At 37.5% G+C, this 18,911-nt stretch carries 16 protein-coding genes, 1 pseudogene and 1 riboswitch; of the genes and pseudogenes, 2 read left to right on the forward strand and 15 right to left on the reverse strand.

The features are described from left to right. Positions 1–40: 40 nt before the first annotated feature. From HMPREF2574_RS05590 to dnaG, 12 genes and pseudogenes are all read right to left on the reverse strand, one after another. Complete coding sequence (locus HMPREF2574_RS05590; RefSeq protein ID WP_070812268.1) at positions 41–1,306, reverse strand: nucleobase:cation symporter-2 family protein; 1,266 nt, start codon at positions 1,304–1,306, stop codon at positions 41–43. Then, positions 1,306–1,887, reverse strand: a complete 582-nt coding sequence (locus HMPREF2574_RS05595; RefSeq protein ID WP_070812269.1) for a xanthine phosphoribosyltransferase — start codon at positions 1,885–1,887, stop codon at positions 1,306–1,308. Before HMPREF2574_RS05595 ends, HMPREF2574_RS05590 begins: the two co-directional genes overlap by 1 nt. 99 nt (positions 1,888–1,986) lie before the next feature. Next, positions 1,987–2,082: riboswitch (purine riboswitch) on the reverse strand. Further along, entirely contained in the window at positions 2,078–3,061 is a 984-nt protein-coding gene (gene guaC, locus HMPREF2574_RS05600; RefSeq protein WP_024051558.1) for a GMP reductase, read from the reverse strand. (Overlaps the previous riboswitch by 5 nt.) 189 nt (positions 3,062–3,250) lie before the next feature. After that, on the reverse strand, positions 3,251–4,807 hold the full coding sequence (locus HMPREF2574_RS05605) for a ClC family H(+)/Cl(-) exchange transporter (RefSeq protein ID WP_070812270.1): 1,557 nt from the start codon (positions 4,805–4,807) through the stop codon (positions 3,251–3,253). A 149-nt stretch (positions 4,808–4,956) separates the two neighbouring features. Continuing rightward, positions 4,957–6,330 carry a H2O-forming NADH oxidase gene (gene nox / locus HMPREF2574_RS05610; RefSeq protein ID WP_070812271.1) on the reverse strand — a complete coding sequence of 458 codons (1,374 nt, stop codon included), beginning with the start codon at positions 6,328–6,330 and terminating at the stop codon, positions 4,957–4,959. A 129-nt stretch (positions 6,331–6,459) separates the two neighbouring features. Beyond that, positions 6,460–7,035 (reverse strand): annotated as a pseudogene (gene msrA / locus HMPREF2574_RS05615) (peptide-methionine (S)-S-oxide reductase MsrA); the annotation flags it as partial. Positions 7,036–7,047: 12 nt separating this feature from the next. After that, the gene (locus HMPREF2574_RS05620; protein WP_070812272.1) at positions 7,048–7,611 is read right to left on the reverse strand and encodes a redoxin domain-containing protein; all 564 of its coding nucleotides are present in this window, start codon (positions 7,609–7,611) and stop codon (positions 7,048–7,050) included. Positions 7,612–7,624: 13 nt separating this feature from the next. Then, entirely contained in the window at positions 7,625–8,335 is a 711-nt protein-coding gene (gene ccdA2 / locus HMPREF2574_RS05625; RefSeq protein WP_024051563.1) for a thiol-disulfide oxidoreductase-associated membrane protein CcdA2, read from the reverse strand. A gap of 136 nt (positions 8,336–8,471) precedes the next feature. Next, complete coding sequence (gene brnQ, locus HMPREF2574_RS05630) at positions 8,472–9,800, reverse strand: branched-chain amino acid transport system II carrier protein (RefSeq protein WP_070812273.1); 1,329 nt, start codon at positions 9,798–9,800, stop codon at positions 8,472–8,474. 154 nt (positions 9,801–9,954) lie between these two features. After that, the gene (locus HMPREF2574_RS05635) at positions 9,955–10,284 is read right to left on the reverse strand and encodes a metal-sulfur cluster assembly factor (protein WP_003024629.1); all 330 of its coding nucleotides are present in this window, start codon (positions 10,282–10,284) and stop codon (positions 9,955–9,957) included. A gap of 18 nt (positions 10,285–10,302) precedes the next feature. Beyond that, entirely contained in the window at positions 10,303–11,415 is a 1,113-nt protein-coding gene (gene rpoD / locus HMPREF2574_RS05640; protein ID WP_003024631.1) for an RNA polymerase sigma factor RpoD, read from the reverse strand. 2 nt (positions 11,416–11,417) lie between these two features. After that, positions 11,418–13,193: a DNA primase gene (gene dnaG / locus HMPREF2574_RS05645; protein WP_280921401.1), complete on the reverse strand. Its 1,776-nt coding sequence runs from the start codon at positions 13,191–13,193 to the stop codon at positions 11,418–11,420. Positions 13,194–13,347: 154 nt separating this feature from the next. On the opposite strand from dnaG, the gene mscL reads away from it, so the two are divergent. Then, positions 13,348–13,728 (forward strand): large conductance mechanosensitive channel protein MscL, encoded by a 381-nt coding sequence (gene mscL, locus HMPREF2574_RS05650; RefSeq protein ID WP_022525808.1) that lies wholly within the window; start codon positions 13,348–13,350, stop codon positions 13,726–13,728. 242 nt (positions 13,729–13,970) lie between these two features. Here the strand turns inward: mscL and rpsU are convergent, their stop codons facing one another. The 3 genes from rpsU to HMPREF2574_RS05665 form a co-directional block, all read right to left on the reverse strand. Beyond that, on the reverse strand, positions 13,971–14,147 hold the full coding sequence (gene rpsU, locus HMPREF2574_RS05655) for a 30S ribosomal protein S21 (protein WP_000048054.1): 177 nt from the start codon (positions 14,145–14,147) through the stop codon (positions 13,971–13,973). Between the two features lie 194 nt (positions 14,148–14,341). Next, entirely contained in the window at positions 14,342–14,680 is a 339-nt protein-coding gene (locus HMPREF2574_RS05660) for an ATP cone domain-containing protein (RefSeq protein WP_003024641.1), read from the reverse strand. A 250-nt stretch (positions 14,681–14,930) separates the two neighbouring features. Continuing rightward, entirely contained in the window at positions 14,931–17,246 is a 2,316-nt protein-coding gene (locus HMPREF2574_RS05665; protein ID WP_070812275.1) for a CAP domain-containing protein, read from the reverse strand. Between the two features lie 220 nt (positions 17,247–17,466). Here HMPREF2574_RS05665 and HMPREF2574_RS05670 point away from each other — a divergent pair, with 220 nt between their 5' ends. After that, positions 17,467–18,753 (forward strand): aminotransferase-like domain-containing protein, encoded by a 1,287-nt coding sequence (locus HMPREF2574_RS05670; RefSeq protein ID WP_070812276.1) that lies wholly within the window; start codon positions 17,467–17,469, stop codon positions 18,751–18,753. Positions 18,754–18,911 lie beyond the last annotated feature (158 nt).

Consider the following 18,911-nt stretch of genomic DNA (forward strand, 5'->3'; position numbering starts at 1 on the left):
AAAAAGCTAGGAGAAAATCCTCCCAGCCTCTTGTCGAGTTTTATTTTTTCTCACGATTTAAAATAAGGTTCAATACAATCGCAATGACGCTCGCCATAACAATTCCATTTGAGAAAAACATTTGCAAGCCGGTTGGCAAACTGTTAAAAAGATTGCTTCCATTTAGACCGACTCCTGCGGAAATAGATACAGCGGCAATCAAGAAATGGTGTTCATTGTGTTCAAAATCAACTCGCGCTAGCATTTGCATTCCCTGAACAGCAACAAAACCAAACATGACAAGCATAGCACCACCGAGTACAGGACTTGGAATGATTTGTGCCAAAGCTCCGAATTTCGGTACCAATCCTAACAAGACTAAGAATCCTGCTGCATAATAGATTGGGAGCCGTATTTTAATTCCAGAAAGTTTGACCAAACCAACATTTTGTGAAAATCCTGTATAAGGGAAAGTGTTAAAAATACCGCCAAGAAGCACTGCAAGTCCTTCTGCACGATAACCATTTCGCAGACGAATGCTGTCTAACTTTTCGTTTGTAATATCTGAAAGTGCAAAATAAACACCTGTTGATTCTACCAAAGAAACTGTTGCGATAATACACATCATGACGATGGATGAAAGTTCAAACTTAGGTATTCCAAAATAAAACGGTGTCGGAACATGTACAAGAGGAGCTTGAGTTACTGGCGCAAAATCTACTAAGCCCATAAAGCTGGCAATAATCGTTCCAATAATTAAGCCAATCAGAATGGAAATGGATTTTAGAAAGCCTTTCGCAAAGATATTTACTAACAGTATAATTAAAATCGTGACAGCAGCCAACAGCAAACTTTGTGCAGTTGGTTTTTCACTATTATTTCCCATATTGCCAATCGCAACAGGAATAAGTGTTAAGCCAATGGTAGTAATGACTGAGCCCGTCACAATTGGTGGAAAGAAATTAGCAATTTTAGAAAAAATGCCTGCAATCAAAAGAACGTAGATACCGGAAACGATGAGCGCTCCAAACATAGCTCCGCTTCCATGTTTTTGACCAATCATAATCAGAGGCGCAACCGATTGAAAAGCAACGCCAAGTACGACTGGCAAGCCAATTCCGAAATATTTATTGAGTTGCAATTGCAAAAATGTTGCCACACCACACATAAAAATATCTGTGGAGATAAGATAGGTCAGCTGTTGGCTCGAATAACCTAGCGCACCAGCAATCATAATGGGTACAAGGATTGACCCAGAGTACATTGCTAATAAATGCTGCAAACCTAAGACAGCCGCCTGTGAATGTTTTTCTTCTTTCAGTTCCATTATGCATCAGCCTCCATAAATACAACTTTTCCATTTTCAAATGTTTGAATACGAGCCAAAGAAACGACTTTTCGCTTATCTTCTTCTAGCAACTTTCTTCCCTCTTGGAATGATTTTTCAATTACGATACCAATCGCTTCCACATGGGCACCTGATTGTTCAATGATATTAACAAGCCCTTTAGCTGCTTGACCATTTGCTAGAAAATCATCGACAATAAGCACTTTATCATGATGATTTAAAAATTTCCCTGCAATTGAGACCGTACTTGTCACTTGTTTGGTAAAAGAATAGACCTCTGTCGTCAAAATATCTTCCGTCATAGTAATGTTTTTTGACTTTTTCGCAAAAATCATCGGAACGCCCAATGCTTCTGCTGTATAAATAGCAGGTGCGATGCCAGATGCTTCAATTGTCACAACTTTTGTAATACCAGCCGAGCGAAAATAGGTTGCAAACACTTTACCAATTTCTTTCATCAAGTTGAAATCGACTTGGTGAGTCAGAAATGAATCCACTTTTAAAATATTTTCTCCTAAAACATTTCCATCTTTTAGGATACGTTCTTCTAATAATTTCATAAAATCTCCTTTTAGAAAAAACAAAAGGCTTGCCAAAAGCAAGCCTAAAACAATTGGTTACCCAACTGAATACAAAATTCCTTGCTAAAAACATAGCAGGAAAGTTGAAGACTTACTTATTGTTAGACATTAGATGCCTTGCAGAAACATTACGCCAAATTCGTAATATAAATAAGTAATTATTTTATTGTTAATGCGCATCACCGTTCCAAATAGAATTTTTCACAATGACGTAGTCTACGTGTTTAAGACCAGCCAAGTCTCTTCCACCAGCATAGGAAATGGCACTTTGCAAATCTTGCTCCATTTCAACCAAAGTGTCAGCTAAATGTCCTTTAACTGGTAAAAGAATTTTCTTTCCCTCCACATTCTTGTAAGCACCTTTTTGATACTCTGAAGCTGAACCATAATACTCTTTGAATTGTTCACCATCTACTTCGACCGTTTGACCTGGGCTTTCGATATGACCTGCGAATAGGGAACCAATCATCACCATGGTAGCACCAAAGCGAATAGATTTGGCAATGTCGCCATGCGTACGAATACCACCGTCCGCAATAATCGGTTTGCGAGCAGCTTTTGCACACCAACGAAGAGCCGCTAATTGCCAGCCACCTGTACCAAAGCCAGTTTTTACTTTTGTGATACAAACTTTTCCTGGTCCAATGCCAACTTTGGTTGCATCTGCTCCAGCATTTTCCAGCTCACGAACAGCTTCTGGTGTCCCGACATTTCCTGCAATCACGAAAGTATCGGGGAGTTCTTTTTTGATGTGCTGAATCATATCAATCACACTATCTGAATGTCCATGCGCAATATCAATCGTGATATATTCTGGTGCATCTTCTTTCAACTGGCTAACAAAATCATATTCATAATTTTTTACACCAACTGAAATAGACGCAATTAGTCCTTGCTCATGCATGCGCTTGATGAAAGGAATGCGGCCAGCTTCGTCAAAACGGTGCATGATGTAGAAATAGCCACTTTTCGCCAATTTTTCTGCTACATCTTCATCCAGAATTGTTTGCATGTTAGCTGGAACAACAGGAAGTTTAAAAGTATGATTCCCAAAAGTAACTGTCGTATCTGCTTCTGAGCGGCTTTTGATGATACATTTATTCGGAATCAATTGGATATCTTCGTAGTCAAAAATAGGAAATTCGTTCAGCATATCATTCTCCTTTAATTTTATGTTAAAAATGACCTACCTATGCTTTCGCATCGCTACGCCTTTCCTGACGTTTCCTTTAGTATTATAACACAAGGTACAGAAATTACAATATAATGACGTATAATATTTCTTATCGTTCGGAAATTGCAAGTTATTTTTTCAGATTCTAAAAAAAGAGGTCCCCCTCTTTTATAAGAGTAAATCTTTAATGCGTCCAATATCTGATTTTTTCAATACCACATAAATCATATCTCCTAGATACAGGCGCGTGCTGCCATTCACTGTTTGGTTCTTTCCGTTGTGGTGTTGCATGGTAATCAGAATATCTCTTGGCAGCTCCAACTCATGAACTTGCTTGCCGGCTATTTTTTCAGAGACAGGAATTTCGATAAGCGTCATCTCTCCGTCATCTGCCACACTATCTGGAAGCATTCGTTCTAGCATAGCTTCATACACAGGTGCTCCGCCCAATAAATCCATTACAACGTATGCCACTAAAGTCACTAAACCAAGAGGCATGAGGTTTCGTATATCGCCAACCATCTCAGTCACCAAGATGATTGCTGTCAATGGAGCTTTAGAAATTGCACCAAAGTAGCCGCTCATACCTAAAATAATAAAAATAGGAAATTGCTCTTGTGTTGCAAAGCCTAATTGCACACAAATGACGCCAGCAATTGCTCCTAAAAGAGAGCCGAGAGCTAAAATGGGTAGAAAAATACCGCCAGGAAGCCCGCTACCATAGCTGATCATACTCCAGATAAAGCGAATAACGAAAAACATCATTAATGTTAATAGCAGATAGTGTTGACTGGTTAAAGAGAGAACCAGTTGATTGCCACCACCTAAAAGTTGTGGAAGAAAATACCCTATTGGAAGAATGAAAGAGAAAGCTATAATGGGATAGTATTGCGAAGAAAGGTGCAAAACTTCTCCAATCATATCATAAATACGAGGCATAGCTAGAACAACTTTTTCATATAAAAATCCTGAAAAACCAAGAAAAATTCCTAACAACAAATAAAGCCAGTATTGCCCTAGCCCCATCAGAGGAATATTATCTGGCATATTTAATACAGGGGTCATTCCAAAAATCATAAGCGAAACAAAATTCGCCGTTAAACTTGCCGCCAAAGACGAGACCCAAAAGAAACGCGAAAAATGATGATAGACTTCCTCAATAACAAACAGTAAACCCGCAATCGGAGCATTAAAAGCTGCTGCCAGCCCTGCTGCCGCTCCACTAGCAATCAAAGAACGCTCTTCCACAGGGCTTAAATGAAGATATTTGGCAATTCCCTTTCCTCCCATTGCTCCAAGTTGAATACTGGGTCCCTCACGTCCTAGCATCAAGCCGCTTGCAATGGCTAAAACACCTAGAATATATTTTTTCCAGAGAACGCTCCACCATGATAAGCTCATCAGACCTTTCAGCTCTGCTTCTACTTGCGGAATTCCAGAACCTTTAATATCCTTTTCCGAGAGTGTTAACTTTGCACTTATCCAAATCACACAAGCATAAAATAACAGAATAAAAGCAACCCAAATCATACTATCATGCCCTTGCTGATAGAAATGTTGAATGATATGAAATCCCCTTTCAATTAAAAAACGAAAAGAACCAACAATTGCACCCACGATAATCCCGACTAAAATTCCTCTTGAAACTTGCAGACTAATCGAACTAGATGTAAATGCAAATTCTTTCTTGGTATTTGATATACCTTTTTCTGTCTGAACAGACATCGTTGCCTCCCAAATATATTCTCTCTCTATTTTAGCATAATTTTACAATTTTTATTATTGCTTGCGGAAATTATTTTAGAGAATAAAATACAGATAAAAAAATAAACCAGTCTCATACGAAACTGGTTTGTAAATTTAAGATCTTGCTCTTATTTTTCAGCTGTTAATGCTGCCATCGTGATGTAATTATAAGGTTTGTTAAAGTGTGGCAGGAAGAAAATATCTGTCAATGCCAATTTATCAATAGTCACTTTTTCTTGGATTGCGAGTGAGAAGAGATGAATGCCCATTGAAATATCTTCGTGCGAAGCCATTTGTGCTCCAAGGATGACGCGTGTATCTTTATCAAATACGATACGAATAGCTACTTCATGGTTGTTGTGTTTGATAAATTCTGGCTTTTGAAGGTCATTAAATCCTGTTTCAACTGCGTTATAACCCGCAGCTTTTGCTTTTTCCAATGTCAAACCAGTTGAAACCATTTTAAGATCGTAAATGTTAATACCGTTTGAGCCTTGCACACCAATGCCTTCTAATTCATGATCAGTTGCGTTATAAGCTCCGACGATACCTGAACGAACAGCATTTGAAGCAAGTGCAATGTAGCTCATTTTACCAAGGGAATTGTCATAAATCGTTGCACAGTCACCAACTGCGTAAACTCCCGGAATGCTTGTTTCTTGTTTTTTATCAACAAGGAATGCACCATTACGGAAAAGTTCAATCTTGCCAGCGCCAAGGGCAGTATTTGGTCGGAAACCAACAGCCATAATGACCATGTCTACGTCAAACGTTTCTTTATCTGTTACAATACGTTCAACTTTACCTTCCCCTTCAACTGCTTTCACAGTTTGACCGTAAGCAAGTTTAATACCATGATCTGCCAAGTTTTGACTCATCAAATCAGACAATTCACGGTCGTAGTAACCAGTAAGGCAAGTATCTGCAACGTCAATCAAGATTACTTCTTTTCCAAGGCGTTCAAAAGCTTCTGCGAGTTCAACACCAATGTAGCCAGCTCCAACAACAGCAACGCGATTGATGCCTTCGTTGTTTTTCAGCTTTTCAATCACTTCAGCAGAGTTTTGATACAATTTTACAAATTGAATATTTTCAAGAGTTGCTTTAAATTCACGATTTCCTTCTACAAGTTCGACACCTTTGATTGGCGGGATAATTGGTTGTGAACCAGTCGCAAAAATCAATTTGTCATAAGATTCAAGATGTTCTTGACCGTTTACAAGTGCGGTCACTTCTTTTTTATCATAATCAACTGATAAAACAGGACTTTCCATGTAAACTTTAGCACCTTTTGCTTCAAGTTTTTCTTTATCTGAATAGAACAATCCTTCTGGGCCGTCAATTTGCTTACCAATCCAAAGTGCCATTCCACATCCTAAAAATGAAATATTTGAATTTTGGTCAAACACCACAACTTCGTTTTCATTTCCGAAGTTGTCTAACATCGTATTGATACAAGCTGTACCAGCATGGTTGGCACCGATAACAACAATTTTACTCATAGAGCAATTCCTACCTTAATTTTTAATTTACTAAAACATTATAACATTACGTGTCAGCGTTTACAATATTTTTGCTCATAAAACTGAAAAATATTACATTTTCTATCAATTTAAAAGAACTTTTCATGAATGATTTAATGGTTGTTTTTCGACCGCCAATGGCTCTTTAAATTTTTCTTTCTGCTCGTCAAAGACTTTGTTAATCGTTTCTACATCAGCCTGATCTTTATAATACACGCCTGTACGATATTGCACTCCACTATCATTGCCTTGCTTATTTTTGCTGAGCGGATCAATGATTCTAAAATAATGTAGCAAGACTTCTCTTAAAGAGATTTTATTGGCATCATAGGTTACATGAACCGTTTCTGCATGTTTTGTCTGCGAGATTAGTTCGTATTTTGTGGTTTCGCTAGTGCCATTAGCATAACCAGAGACTGCGTCAACCACTCCATCTACTCGCAAAAAATATTCTTCTACACCCCAGAAACAACCTCCTGCCAAATAGATATGCTTTAAATTTGCATTTTTCAAGTCCGCTTTCTTTTGCTTGACCGATTCGGCCTGGCTAACAGCTGCTTCTTTAATCTGATTAATAGCAGACTGATTTTTAATGGTTGGCATCATGCGACTTCCCGGCACAAATAAACCTAAAACCAGCAGGACTGCTCCACCAAATAATAACCATTTCATTTTATGTTCCATCATCCTCCCCTCCTATTTAATGCTTTTAAGAGTTGATTCAATTTCTGCTTTTTTAATAAGTCCAGGACGAGTTTTTACCAATTTTCCATCGCTTCCAATAAATGCAGCTGTCGGATAGGAACGAACACCATATTGTTCCAATAGTTTACCACTAGGATCTAGTAAAACAGGTAAATGTTTATAATTTAATTTCTCATACCAGTTTTTAAAATCTGCTTCAGATTTTTCACCAACATGCCCAGGTGAAACAACCATCAAAACTACATAGTCTTTCCCAGCATTTTTAGCTAACTCATCAGTATCCTTTAATGTAGATAAGCAGATAGAACACCAAGATACCCCAAATTTGAGATAAACTTTCTTTCCTTTGAAATCTGACAATTTATAAGTTTTCCCGTCAACTCCTTTTGGTTCAAAATCAGGAGCTGCTTCGCCTTGATTCAACTTTGTAGCTGTCGTTTTATTTGTAAATTGCCCGTGTCCAGACTTAGTTCCACTAGCTGATTTTTGATTTCCACAGGCACCCAACAGAGCAACACAAACAAGACCTGTGATGACTAACATTGTTTTTTTCATGAGATCCCTCCTTTTATCCACCAAATATTGAATCTAGAACATTAAGATTTCCTAGCATAAGTAAAATTCCCATCAAGATGATAAGTAACCCGCCAATTTTCTTTAATAGTCCCATATAAGGTTTTATTTTCCCAAAATGGCGTAAAACAATAGAAGAGGCAAGTGCCAAAATGAGAAATGGGATAGCAAGACCAAGGGTATAAACTAACATGAGGAAGCCACCTTGTACTGCTCCATTACCACCAGAAGCTGCAATTGCGAGAACAGAACTCAAAACAGGACCTACACAGGGTGTCCAACCAAGGCTAAAGGTCACACCTAGCAAGAAAGCATTGTAAAAATCATTTCTATTTTTATCTTTTTTTAATTGAACACTTTTCTGCCGTTGGAGTAGCTTAAAATTGATCAGTTCCATTTGATGAACACCGAGCAAAATAACAATTGCTCCTAATACATAGCGGAACCACTCTGTATAGAGAACTTTTCCCAAAAAGCCAGCGCCATATCCAAGAATTAAAAAGACTACAGACAATCCTGCAATGAAAAATAGTGTTTTTACAATTCCATGCCAAGCAATCTTCTTTCCCAAAATAATGATTGTTCTTGGTTCATCTGTATCCAATAAAATACCAACATATACAGGAAGCAATGGCAATATACAAGGCGAGAAAAATGATAAAATTCCCGCTAGAAATACAGAAATCAAAAACACAATAGATAACATTATCTTTTCCTCCTCATTTTCTTTCTAAGAAAAGTATACACTAGTTCACTATCTAAAAATAGAGGATACAATTTGTAAAAACTTGAATTTGATATGGTCATAAAAAAACTATCACTTTTCATGATAGTTTTTTTAATTATTCCATTTCAAATGTGTCACTTTTCTGTTTATTTGGCAAAAACAAAGATAACACAATCCCGACAATCGTCGGTACCAGCCAAGGAATTGAAGCTTGTGCAAATGGCAAAGTATTGATTAAATTACTCACACTAGTCAATTTAAATTGCGAGCCAATAATATTCGCAAATGCAATAATTGTTACAACTGCAACCGTTAGCTGCATTCCAATCTTAGATAAGGCAAGAAACTTATTGACAATCACAATCATTACAATCGCAATGGTAATCGGGTACAAAATTTGCAAGACAGGAACTGAATACTGAATAATCGCTCCCAAACCAAGATTTGCAATTGCAAATCCAATCAAGGTAAAGACTGTTGCAAAAGTTTTGTAGCTGATTTTAGGAAAGGTTTTATTGAAAAATTCTGATGTTGAAACAATCAAACCAACCGTAGTCGTAAAGCAGGTCACTGTTACCATGGCTGCAAGGAAAATCTGTGCTGTCGGACCAAAAATAGCTTGTGTAGCTTGAGATAAGACATAAACTCCTTTATTGGCATCAGACGCCATTACATCAGCCGGAATTGGGAAATGATTTCCAAGAAATCCTAATCCAATATAAAGTGCACTAAATCCCAATGCAACAACAATTCCAACAATCCAAATCGTTGAGATATATTCTTTTTTATTAGCAAAGCCGAGTTGGTTCAATGTTTGCACAGCGATAACGCTAAAAGCAACAGAGGCAAGTGCATCAAGCGTATTATACCCTTCAAGAAAGCCAGTTCCAAAAGCTGCTTTTGCGTATTCCGTGCTAGCATCTTGCGGTGCAGCTACTCCATATTTTATCGCCCCTAAAATGACTAGAATGACAATCAAAATGGCAAACACAGGAGTCAAAATCCGACCAATCCAATCCAAAATTTTGGAAGGATTTAATGAAATCAAGTAAGCAGCCACAAAATACAAGATTGTAAAAATAATAAGTCCTAATCCAGTCATATTACTCGAAAGCAATGGTGCAATCCCAACTTCATAAGAAGTCGTTGCCGTCCGAGGAATGGCAAAAAATGGACCAATCGCTAGATACAGAACTACCAAGTAACTGGTCGCAAACCAAGGAGAAATCTTTTTAGAAATTTCGTAAACATAGCCTTTGGGATTTAAAGTACCGATAATCAATGTTAAAATAGCAATTCCAACTCCTGAAAGCACAAATCCTGCAATCGCTGACCAGAAGTGTTCGCCAGACAAAGCTCCTAAAGTTGGCGGAAAAATTAAATTTCCTGCGCCGAAAAATATTCCAAACAATAGTAATCCTGTCAGTGCTCCTTTTTTAATCATCTTCTCTCCCTTTTCTAAAATTCAGTATGTGCAACCATTATAACAGATTCTTACAATACTTCAAGTGATATAAAGTATAAAGTTAAAATATTGCACATATTCTGAATGTTTGAGCAAAACAAAAGCAGCATAATCAACTCATGCTGCCATATTCTTATTTAATCCCTAGGGCGATGCGTGCGTAGCGACTCATTTTATCCACAGTCCATGCTGGATACCACACCAGTCTCACTTCTACTTTGCTCACTTCAGGTACATCTGACATCGCATCATGAATCTGATCAGTTAATAAGTCAGCCAGCGGGCATCCCATTGTTGTTAAGGTCATATCAATCTGCGTCTCACCATTTTCACCATTGAACCGAATTTCATAAATCAAACCAAGATTTACAATATCAATTCCTAATTCAGGGTCAATAACTTGTTCCAAACTTTCCAAGATACGATTTTTAATATCATCAATTTGTTCATTTGTGTATGCCATGGTGCCTCCTTTTGTCTACTAATCCTCAATAAAGTCACGAAGTGGCTTGCTACGACTTGGATGACGCAATTTGCGTAGGGCTTTGGCCTCAATTTGTCGAATCCGTTCACGAGTCACGTTAAAGACTTTTCCAACATCTTCCAACGTACGCATTTTACCATCATCTAGACCGAATCGCAAACGTAGTACATTTTCTTCACGGTCTGTTAATGTATCAAGAACCTCGTCTAATTGCTCACGTAGGACAATACGTGTTGTGTAATCAACTGGATTTTCAATCACTTCATCCTCAATGAAATCGCCAAGATGACTATCATCTTCTTCTCCAATTGGAGTTTCAAGAGAGACCGGCTCTTGGGCAATCTTCAAAATTTCACGAACTTTATCTGGTGTCATATCCATGCGCTCAGCAATTTGTTCTGGCGTTGGATCTTGTCCCAATTCTTGCAAAAGATTTCGTTGCTCCCGCACTAATTTATTGATTGTCTCAACCATGTGAACCGGAATCCGAATCGTACGTGCTTGGTCAGCAATCGCACGAGTAATCGCTTGACGAATCCACCAAGTGGCATAGGTCGAAAATTTGAAACCTTTGGTATAGTCAAACTTGTCAACGGCTTTCATCAATCCCATATTGCCTTCTTGAATCAAGTCAAGAAACTGCATGCCGCGTCCAACATAGCGCTTAGCAATAGAGACAACCAACCGCAAATTAGCTTCTGCCAAACGTTGTTTCGCTTCTAAGTCGCCTTGCTCCACAAGAACAGCTAATTCTTGCTCTTCTTCATTGGTCAATAACGGAACAACACCAATTTCCTTTAAATACATACGGACAGGGTCGTTCACTTTAGCAGAATTGCTACCAAGCAACTCCTCATCTGTTAATTCAGCTTCTTCTTCCTCTGTATTTAAAACCCGTTCACTTGGGTTGCCTTCTTTATCCGTAATAGCAATCCCTGCGTCCTGAATCCGTTGAAGAAGATCTTCAATGCCATCAGCTTCCAAAGTAAATGGAATGACTAGCCGATCATTGATTTCATCATCGGTTGCTGTACCAGTTTTTTTATGGTTGCGAATAAATTCTGCAACTTGAACATCAAAAGTTGTTACTTCTTTTTGTTTTGTAGCCATTCCTACTCCATTCTCCTTTTTTGAGCAATAAATCGCTCTAGCTCTTCTAATGCCGTATCTGCATCCCCACTATGAGATGCTTCACGGACTTTTTTACCAATCAATTGATTTTCTTTGCGAAGCAATTCCTTATCTCGCGTTTGCTCCACTTCAATCAGTTCCTGCTCAGAAACTTCCTCTGGTAGATTTTCTTCTAAGACCCGATACCAAGCTTGCTGTACCGAATCATTTTGCTCAGACAAATCTTGTGGCGTTACCTCGCCATTTGTTTTTAAAATATCGTACAAAGTCTGCAATTCTACTGTTGCGAAATGAAAATCTTTCCTCAAACGATAATCATTTAAAATTACAGGATTATCAATCATCCGCTGCAGAAGATGACTCTCTGCCTTAATTAGCCGTGATACTTGCCGTGTTACCGGAATGTCAAGTCTTGACACTTGTTGATGCGATTGCTGTTGTTGCACTCTTCTATTTACCAAACGATGATTATTAACAGTTTGCTCCACCTGCTGGTAGTCAAAATCAGGTAACAATTCAGCTAACATATAAATATAGGAATTTTGTGCAGTGATTGATTGAACCTGTGCAATCAGCAGAGACATTTGTTCAACAAATTCAATTTGAGCTTGCAAGTTTTCGATATTATCTGGCTTCAGATAGTTCAGAAGAAACTCTATATCACTAATTCGTGTTTTAGTCAGTAAATTTTGTAAATCATCAGCAGAATTTTTTTTGATAAATTCATCTGGATCCATATTATCAGGAATCCTGACAATTTCAACTGATAAATCGTACAATTCATTCAGAGCTTTTGCTGTCGCTGCTTGTCCTGCTTTGTCACCATCGTACGTTAAAATAATTTTCTTTGCGAACTTACGAAGATGCTCCACATGCTCATGCGTCAATGCTGTCCCCATAGATGCTACAGCATTTTCAATTCCAGCACGATAAGCGGCTATAACATCCATAAAGCCTTCCATTAAGTAAATTTCGTGACTTTTCTTGATAGTCGCTTTGGCCTTGTCCAGATGATACAACTCATAGCTTTTATTGAAAATCGGTGTACTGCGACTATTTTTATACTTCGCGACTTTCTGCTCTATATCGCTTGCTTGCCAAATACGACCTGAAAAAGCAATGACTTGTCCTTTATCATTTGCCAATGGAAACATAATCCGATTTTGAAAGGCGTCATAAACCAAATTGTTATCAGCTAAGTTGAACAAACCAGAATTCATAATGACTTGCTCATCAAACTTTCCACTAACACTTTTATAAAGATAGTTATTTTCATTGGGCGCTAAACCAATTTGAAAATGCTTGATAACTTCATCTGTTAAGCCACGTTCATAAAGATAAGAACGTGCTTCTTCTCCTATCTTTGTTGTCATCAATACCGCATGGTAAAATCTTGCAGCTTCTGCATGAATATCATAAAGTGCTTGATGAGGATGTGTATGTGTTGACAGCTCTTTTCTACTATGCTTTATTTCTAATGGAAACCCTGCACGATCGGCAACAATTTGTACAGCGTCCATAAAAGAAACACCACGATATTCTTCAATAAATTTAAAGACATCACCTGACTTTCCACAGCCAAAACAGTGATAAAATTGCTTTTCTTCTACCACGTTGAATGATGGAGTTTTTTCACCATGAAAAGGACAAAGCCCTAGATAATTTCTTCCAGCTTTCGTTAGAGCAACGACTTCTCCTATGATTTCGACGATATTGACACTATTTTTAATATCAGAAATGATTTCTTTATCAATCAATAGACAACACCCCCAATTTATCATAGAATAACAACTTACATTTTATAATAAATTTTTCAAAAAGTAAAATATTCACTATATTTTTTAGACATTTTATTGACTTTCCCCCCTTTTTTGATATAATATAGTTTAGTATTTTGAAAGGAAAAAGAAAATGTTAAAGGACCTTAAAGAGTTTTTGCTTCGCGGCAATGTAATTGATTTGGCAGTCGGTGTTATTATTGCCAATGCTTTTGGAGCTATTGTGACTTCGCTTATTGGAGATGTTATTACTCCACTCTTTCTCAATCCAGCTTTAAAAGCTGCTGGTGTAGAACAAATTGCTGGTTTAAAATGGAATGGGATTGCATACGGTAGTTTCTTAAGCGCTGTTATCAATTTCCTTGTCATCGGAACAGTTCTCTTCTTCATCGTCAAGTCTGTTGAAAAAGCGCAAAGTCTTACAAAAAAAGAAGAAGATACTGCTGAAGAAGCTGCAGGACCAACTGAATTAGAAGTTCTTCAAGAAATCAAAGCATTGCTCGAAAGCAAATAATTATGAAAAAACATTCACTGATGAAAATCAGTGTTTTTGTTTACTCTCACGGTTTCTTGATATTCTGTTTGCCTTAACCTATCCCTCTAGCTGCTACTTCTATTAATCTTGCGGTGGAGTTTTGAGATGACAGATAACTTCCATACGGTAAAACTGCTAAAGCTATTGATTTTCATTGAGTACGAGTTCGATTTTATCTAAATAGAAACAAAAAACAGACCGAAGTCTGTCATTTTGCTCAATTAGAATTTTTTACGTTTACGAGCTGCTTCTGATTTACGTTTCCGCTTTACAGAAGGTTTTTCATAGAATTCACGTTTGCGTGTTTCTTGAAGAGTACCAGCTTTAGTAACCGCACGTTTGAAACGACGAAGAGCATCGTCAAGGGATTCATTTTTACGTACTACTGTTTTTGACATTTTTTTCACTCCCTTCAAGCTTAAAATCTTTTAAATTTTATCATATTAAAATACACTTGTCAAGTCCCAGAAATTAAGGGAATGTGTAAACTTTTCTAGAACAAGCAATATTATTAACTTAAAAGAGAGTTGATTTTTAGCAAATTTTTCAAAAAATCTGCCAACTACTTCATTCTGTAATCTAGGCTGTAAATTTATCGAATTTGTTCAAAATGTAAATGGACTGCAATATGATCGCCATAACCATTGCGATCCAAATCTCGTTGCAATCGGTAGGAGATATAATGCTCGGCAATGGTGATATAACCAGCACCTAACAGGCGATTTTCTACCATAGATTGAATCATACTGATAGTAGCTCGTTCAACACCAGCTTCCTCTAGATCTAACACTACTTTTTTAGTTACAAGCGCTAAATTTTGACGTAGATCATCTGTCAAGACATAGACTGTTTGTGCTGCTTTCAGAATAGCTTGATAAATTTTATCTGGATTAAAATCAGTAACTTCTCCATTACGTTTGATGACTTGCATGAAAAACTCCTTTAGTTTTATTCGTTTCGTTAAGAGAATACAGTCTATTATACTATTTTTGTGCTGATTCTCAAAATGATAGATACTTTAAATATCTATCAGGCAGAAGTTACATTTAATTTAAATTCTATTTTATTATCATTTCTTCACTGTTGATTTTAATTATCTCAATCAAAAAGACAAACACTCGAAAACAGAGTTGTTTGCCTTTGGGAAGAAAGATTAGATTTTTTCTAAAATCTTCAATTATTTAATCTTCGTTATTTCTTTTACGACGGCGAGCACTAGCTAGAGTTCCCAAACCAAGTAGCAAACCTAATGCAGCAACCTGATCTGCTTTAGTACCTGTAGCAGGCAGAACTTTTTGACCAGTATTTTGTTGTCTAACTAACAATGGTTTTGGTTGGTAAGTTCTGGATAAGTGTAAGTTTTGTACTTTTCCACCTGTTTCTTTTTGAGCCTTCGGAGGAAGTTGACTTCTCAATTGCTCATAGTTTTCTTGTAACTTGGTATAAATTGAACGAGAAATCTCTAGTTTTGCTTCTTCATCTTTTAACGTTTTAACCTTAGAGACATAGTCAGCTTGTGCAGCTTGAAGGGCCTTTTGAGCTGCTTCAAGTACTTGTGGTGCATTTTGTAATTTTTCCAAGTTATCTTGTGCTTCTTTTAGCTTGGTTTGACTAGCTTGCAAAGCGTCTTTTGCCTTGGCAACATTTAACTCCGCTGTAATTAAAGCTTTCTTTAGTTCTGCTAATTTATTTTTAGCACTATCTAGCACTTTTTGAGCTTTTTCTAAAGCTACTTGTTTTGGTGCCAACTTGGATGCAATAGTTGCAGTTGCGCGCTTCAAAGCAGCTTCTTTTGTTACAACATTTTGCTTTGCTTTTGTCAAGGCCGCTTCAGCTGTAATCACTCCAGCATTCGCAGTAGCAAGAGCAGCTGAACGATTCGCAGTCAACTTTTGAAGGTCTGCTAATTTTGCTTTTTGAATATTTAAAGTAGATACATAACCCGTTCTTTGAGCTCGCAACACGCCTAATTGACTCTTCGCTACTGTTGCTTGTGCATTTGCGGCCTTTGCAGCACCAGCAAAATTACGGATTGCTTGCTCATACGCATCTGCGCTAAGAAGAGTACCGTTGTTAACACGTGCATTAAAATTAGGTTCTCTATGAAATCCAACTTCAGACGTTCCATATACATTACTGTATTGATTTGGAACTTTATCATATGCAGCTGAAATGGTATTAAAGTTTTTATCCATCATTTGAAGATAGTGACCAACTCTATAGAAGAAAGCAAGTTGACCACGATTACGTAAGGTGGTATAAATTTGATTGGAATCAATGTCTCGCTCATTGGTTGTTAAGCCATACTTAGCTGCCTCAGCCATATAGATAGATTTTTCCTTATACCAAAAATCAACGGATCCTTTCGGAGTAAAACTAATCGCTACATTTTCATTTCTCAAATATTTGCCCATATGCCAATCTGCTCTTTCAAAATAAAGAGTTTGGACTTGGCTGGCTGGATTCTTGTAAGGATCAATCAATAATTCTTTTAATCCAGCTTGTCTACGATAAGCATTGATAGCTCTAACCAATTCAATCGCTTTTAAGTTATTTGCTAAAGTTGCTGGACTTGTTGCGTCAGAACCAACTGTAATACCGTCTTCACGTTTAGCTCTTTCATAAGTTGCTAGAGCTTCAGTAGCGGCATTACGAATCGCTTCGTTGGCTCCATTTGTTTTAGCGTGTTGTAAAAATTCACCATAGGTTGCCTTGTTTAAATCAACATTTCTTCTATTGGTAGCTGAATGTTCAGCACGGGCTACTTCAGCGGCTTTTTGATCAATAGTCGCTTGATTTTCTGCAAGTTTTTGCTCACTTTGCTTGACTTGCTCAGTCGCTGAATCGATTTCTTTAGGAAGATTAGCGATTTCTTCTTTCACTTTAGCAAGATCTTTTTGCTTTTCTGCCAAATTCTTTTCAGCTTGTTTTTCTTCTTCCTTTGCGCGGTTAAGATCTTGTTCTTCATTGGCAACTGGAGCTTTAGCTGTGTCTAATTCGCGTTGTGCAACGTCAACAAGTGATTGTTGCCCCGCAACAACATTTTCTTGATTTTTAACAGCTTCTTTTGCCTTTGTTTCAGACTGTTCTGCTGCTTGAACTTTATTTTCCTCTGTTGTAACCGTCTTCTCTGATGTCGCCACTTCTTCTTTTGCGGTTTCAATAACTTCTGGAGTTGCTTCTTTCTTTTCTGCCTCAGCATTTGCAACAGCTTTTTCGCTATCTGCCACCGCATCCTTTGAAGTATTTACATCTCCTTTGACTTGCTCTACAACTTTTTGCTGAGCATCTGTTTGAACCTTTGCAGCATCGGCTTGCAGCTTTGCTGATTGAACATCTGTTTCTGTAACTGGTTTGGTGATTTTTTCAGATGTCTTTGGCTCAGTAGATTGTGTTTTTACTTCTTCGGCATTTACTTGATGTGATAAACCGCCTGAAATAATAGTGGTTGCAGCTAAACCGGTCGCAACTACCGATTTTTTAATTTTTCTCTCCATTAGACGGGCTCCTAATATACTTGTTACTTTTCATTATAAACCATTTCAGCCTAAATTACAATTCCGCTAATGTATTACTCAGATAACTATTTCATTAAATTTCTTTTACATTAATTATTGGTAGGGAGAAATCTATGGGGGAATCCTACACAATCCAAACTATCATTTCCTGATTGTAAAAGATTTCAAAATACGCTACAATAGAGAAAAATCCTTCTGTATGGGGACAGTTAAGATGATAAAAACTAAGTATCAATGTATTGTAGATCAGATTAGCCAAGATATTCAAAGTGGGAAATTGTCCAAGGGACAAAAGATTCCTTCTGTCCGTCAGCTGGCAGAATACTATCGCTGTAGCAAGGATACAGCTCAAAAGGCGCTAATGGAATTGAAATATCAAAAGTATATCTATGCGGTTCCTAAAAGTGGCTACTATGTGTTGGAAAATAGTCTGGAGGAGCAGCAGGACATGGAGCTAACCGTTAGAGATGACCACTACCAAATTTATGAAGACTTTCGACTTTGTCTCAATGAAACGCTGATTGGACGTGAGAATTATCTTTTTAACTACTACTCGCAACAAGAGGGGCTAGAGGATTTGCGAGAATCTGTCCAGCAGCTGCTTCTAGATTCAGCTATCTACACCTCTGCTGACAAGATTGTTCTGACATCTGGTACCCAGCAGGCTCTTTATATTCTTTCGCAAATTGCCTTTCCAAATGAAAAATATGAAATTCTAGTTGAGCAGCCGACCTATCATCGGATAAACAATTTGCTAACTGCCCAAAAACTTCCTTATCAAACAATTGAACGAACTCCAGAAGGAATTGATTTAGGAGACTTGGAGCGGAATTTTCAAACTGGACGTATCAAATTCTTCTATACTATCCCGCGCTTTCATTATCCCTTGGGGCATTCTTACAGTCGAAAGGAGAAGGAAGAAATCATTCGTCTTGCTCGGCTTTATGATGTTTATATCATAGAAGATGATTATTTGGCTGACTTTGACAGCAAACGCGAACTAACCTTTCATTACTTGGACAACAGCCAGCATGTCATCTATATCAAATCTTTTTCTACTAGCCTCTTCCCTGCCCTTCGGATAACAGCTCTGCTATTTCCTCCAGCTATTCAGTCTACTTTTATCGCCTACAAAAAAGCAGTAGACTACGACAGCAATCTCATCATGCAGAAAGCTCTATCTCTTTATATTGACAATCTCATGTTTGAAAAAAATCGTCTTTCTCTTCTCAATCAACAAGAAAAAGAATTGACGAGAGCTAAAAAACTTTTAAGCCAAAATCAGCTCAAACTTTCCTACTTTATCAATAGAGATGGTATCTTACTAGATCTACGTGGACTTAAATCCGTCAGCTCCCTCAAACATAGCAATCTGCCATTGTATTTTTTTGAAGCAAGTTATATACAGGATTGTCCTTATCAATACGCAAAAATTAAATACGAGGATCTAGAAAAAACCTTAGAACGCTTAAATGAATATTTATAAGGGAGTGGGACAGAACTAAAAATCGAAAATTTTTAGTTCGTAGTCCCACCCCCGCAAGAGTGATTAGGTGCTCTTCTGAGCTTGAAAAGCGAATGAAGAGTCCAATCACCTACTGCGTTATTCTTTTATTACTAAATCTGATAGAAGCTGGGACACTT

This window comes from Streptococcus sp. HMSC034E12 (assembly GCF_001835915.1).
In the GTDB taxonomy this organism is placed as follows: Bacteria; Bacillota; Bacilli; order Lactobacillales; family Streptococcaceae; genus Streptococcus; species Streptococcus vaginalis.

Bases quoted from the DNA above. Each gene is read 5' to 3' on its own strand.
- HMPREF2574_RS05590 (WP_070812268.1), bottom strand. From the start codon at position 1,306: ATGGAACTGAAAGAAGAAAAACATTCACAGGCGGCTGTCTTAGGTTTG.
- HMPREF2574_RS05595 (WP_070812269.1), bottom strand. From the start codon at position 1,887: ATGAAATTATTAGAAGAACGTATCCTAAAAGATGGAAATGTTTTAGGA.
- guaC (WP_024051558.1), bottom strand. From the start codon at position 3,061: ATGCTGAACGAATTTCCTATTTTTGACTACGAAGATATCCAATTGATT.
- HMPREF2574_RS05605 (WP_070812270.1), bottom strand. From the start codon at position 4,807: ATGTCTGTTCAGACAGAAAAAGGTATATCAAATACCAAGAAAGAATTT.
- nox (WP_070812271.1), bottom strand. From the start codon at position 6,330: ATGAGTAAAATTGTTGTTATCGGTGCCAACCATGCTGGTACAGCTTGT.
- HMPREF2574_RS05620 (WP_070812272.1), bottom strand. From the start codon at position 7,611: ATGAAAAAAACAATGTTAGTCATCACAGGTCTTGTTTGTGTTGCTCTG.
- ccdA2 (WP_024051563.1), bottom strand. From the start codon at position 8,335: ATGTTATCTATTGTGTTTTTGATTTCTGTATTTCTAGCGGGAATTTTA.
- brnQ (WP_070812273.1), bottom strand. From the start codon at position 9,800: ATGATTAAAAAAGGAGCACTGACAGGATTACTATTGTTTGGAATATTT.
- HMPREF2574_RS05635 (WP_003024629.1), bottom strand. From the start codon at position 10,284: ATGGCATACACAAATGAACAAATTGATGATATTAAAAATCGTATCTTG.
- rpoD (WP_003024631.1), bottom strand. From the start codon at position 11,415: ATGGCTACAAAACAAAAAGAAGTAACAACTTTTGATGTTCAAGTTGCA.
- mscL (WP_022525808.1), top strand. From the start codon at position 13,348: ATGTTAAAGGACCTTAAAGAGTTTTTGCTTCGCGGCAATGTAATTGAT.
- rpsU (WP_000048054.1), bottom strand. From the start codon at position 14,147: ATGTCAAAAACAGTAGTACGTAAAAATGAATCCCTTGACGATGCTCTT.
- HMPREF2574_RS05660 (WP_003024641.1), bottom strand. From the start codon at position 14,680: ATGCAAGTCATCAAACGTAATGGAGAAGTTACTGATTTTAATCCAGAT.
- HMPREF2574_RS05665 (WP_070812275.1), bottom strand. From the start codon at position 17,246: ATGGAGAGAAAAATTAAAAAATCGGTAGTTGCGACCGGTTTAGCTGCA.
- HMPREF2574_RS05670 (WP_070812276.1), top strand. From the start codon at position 17,467: ATGGGGACAGTTAAGATGATAAAAACTAAGTATCAATGTATTGTAGAT.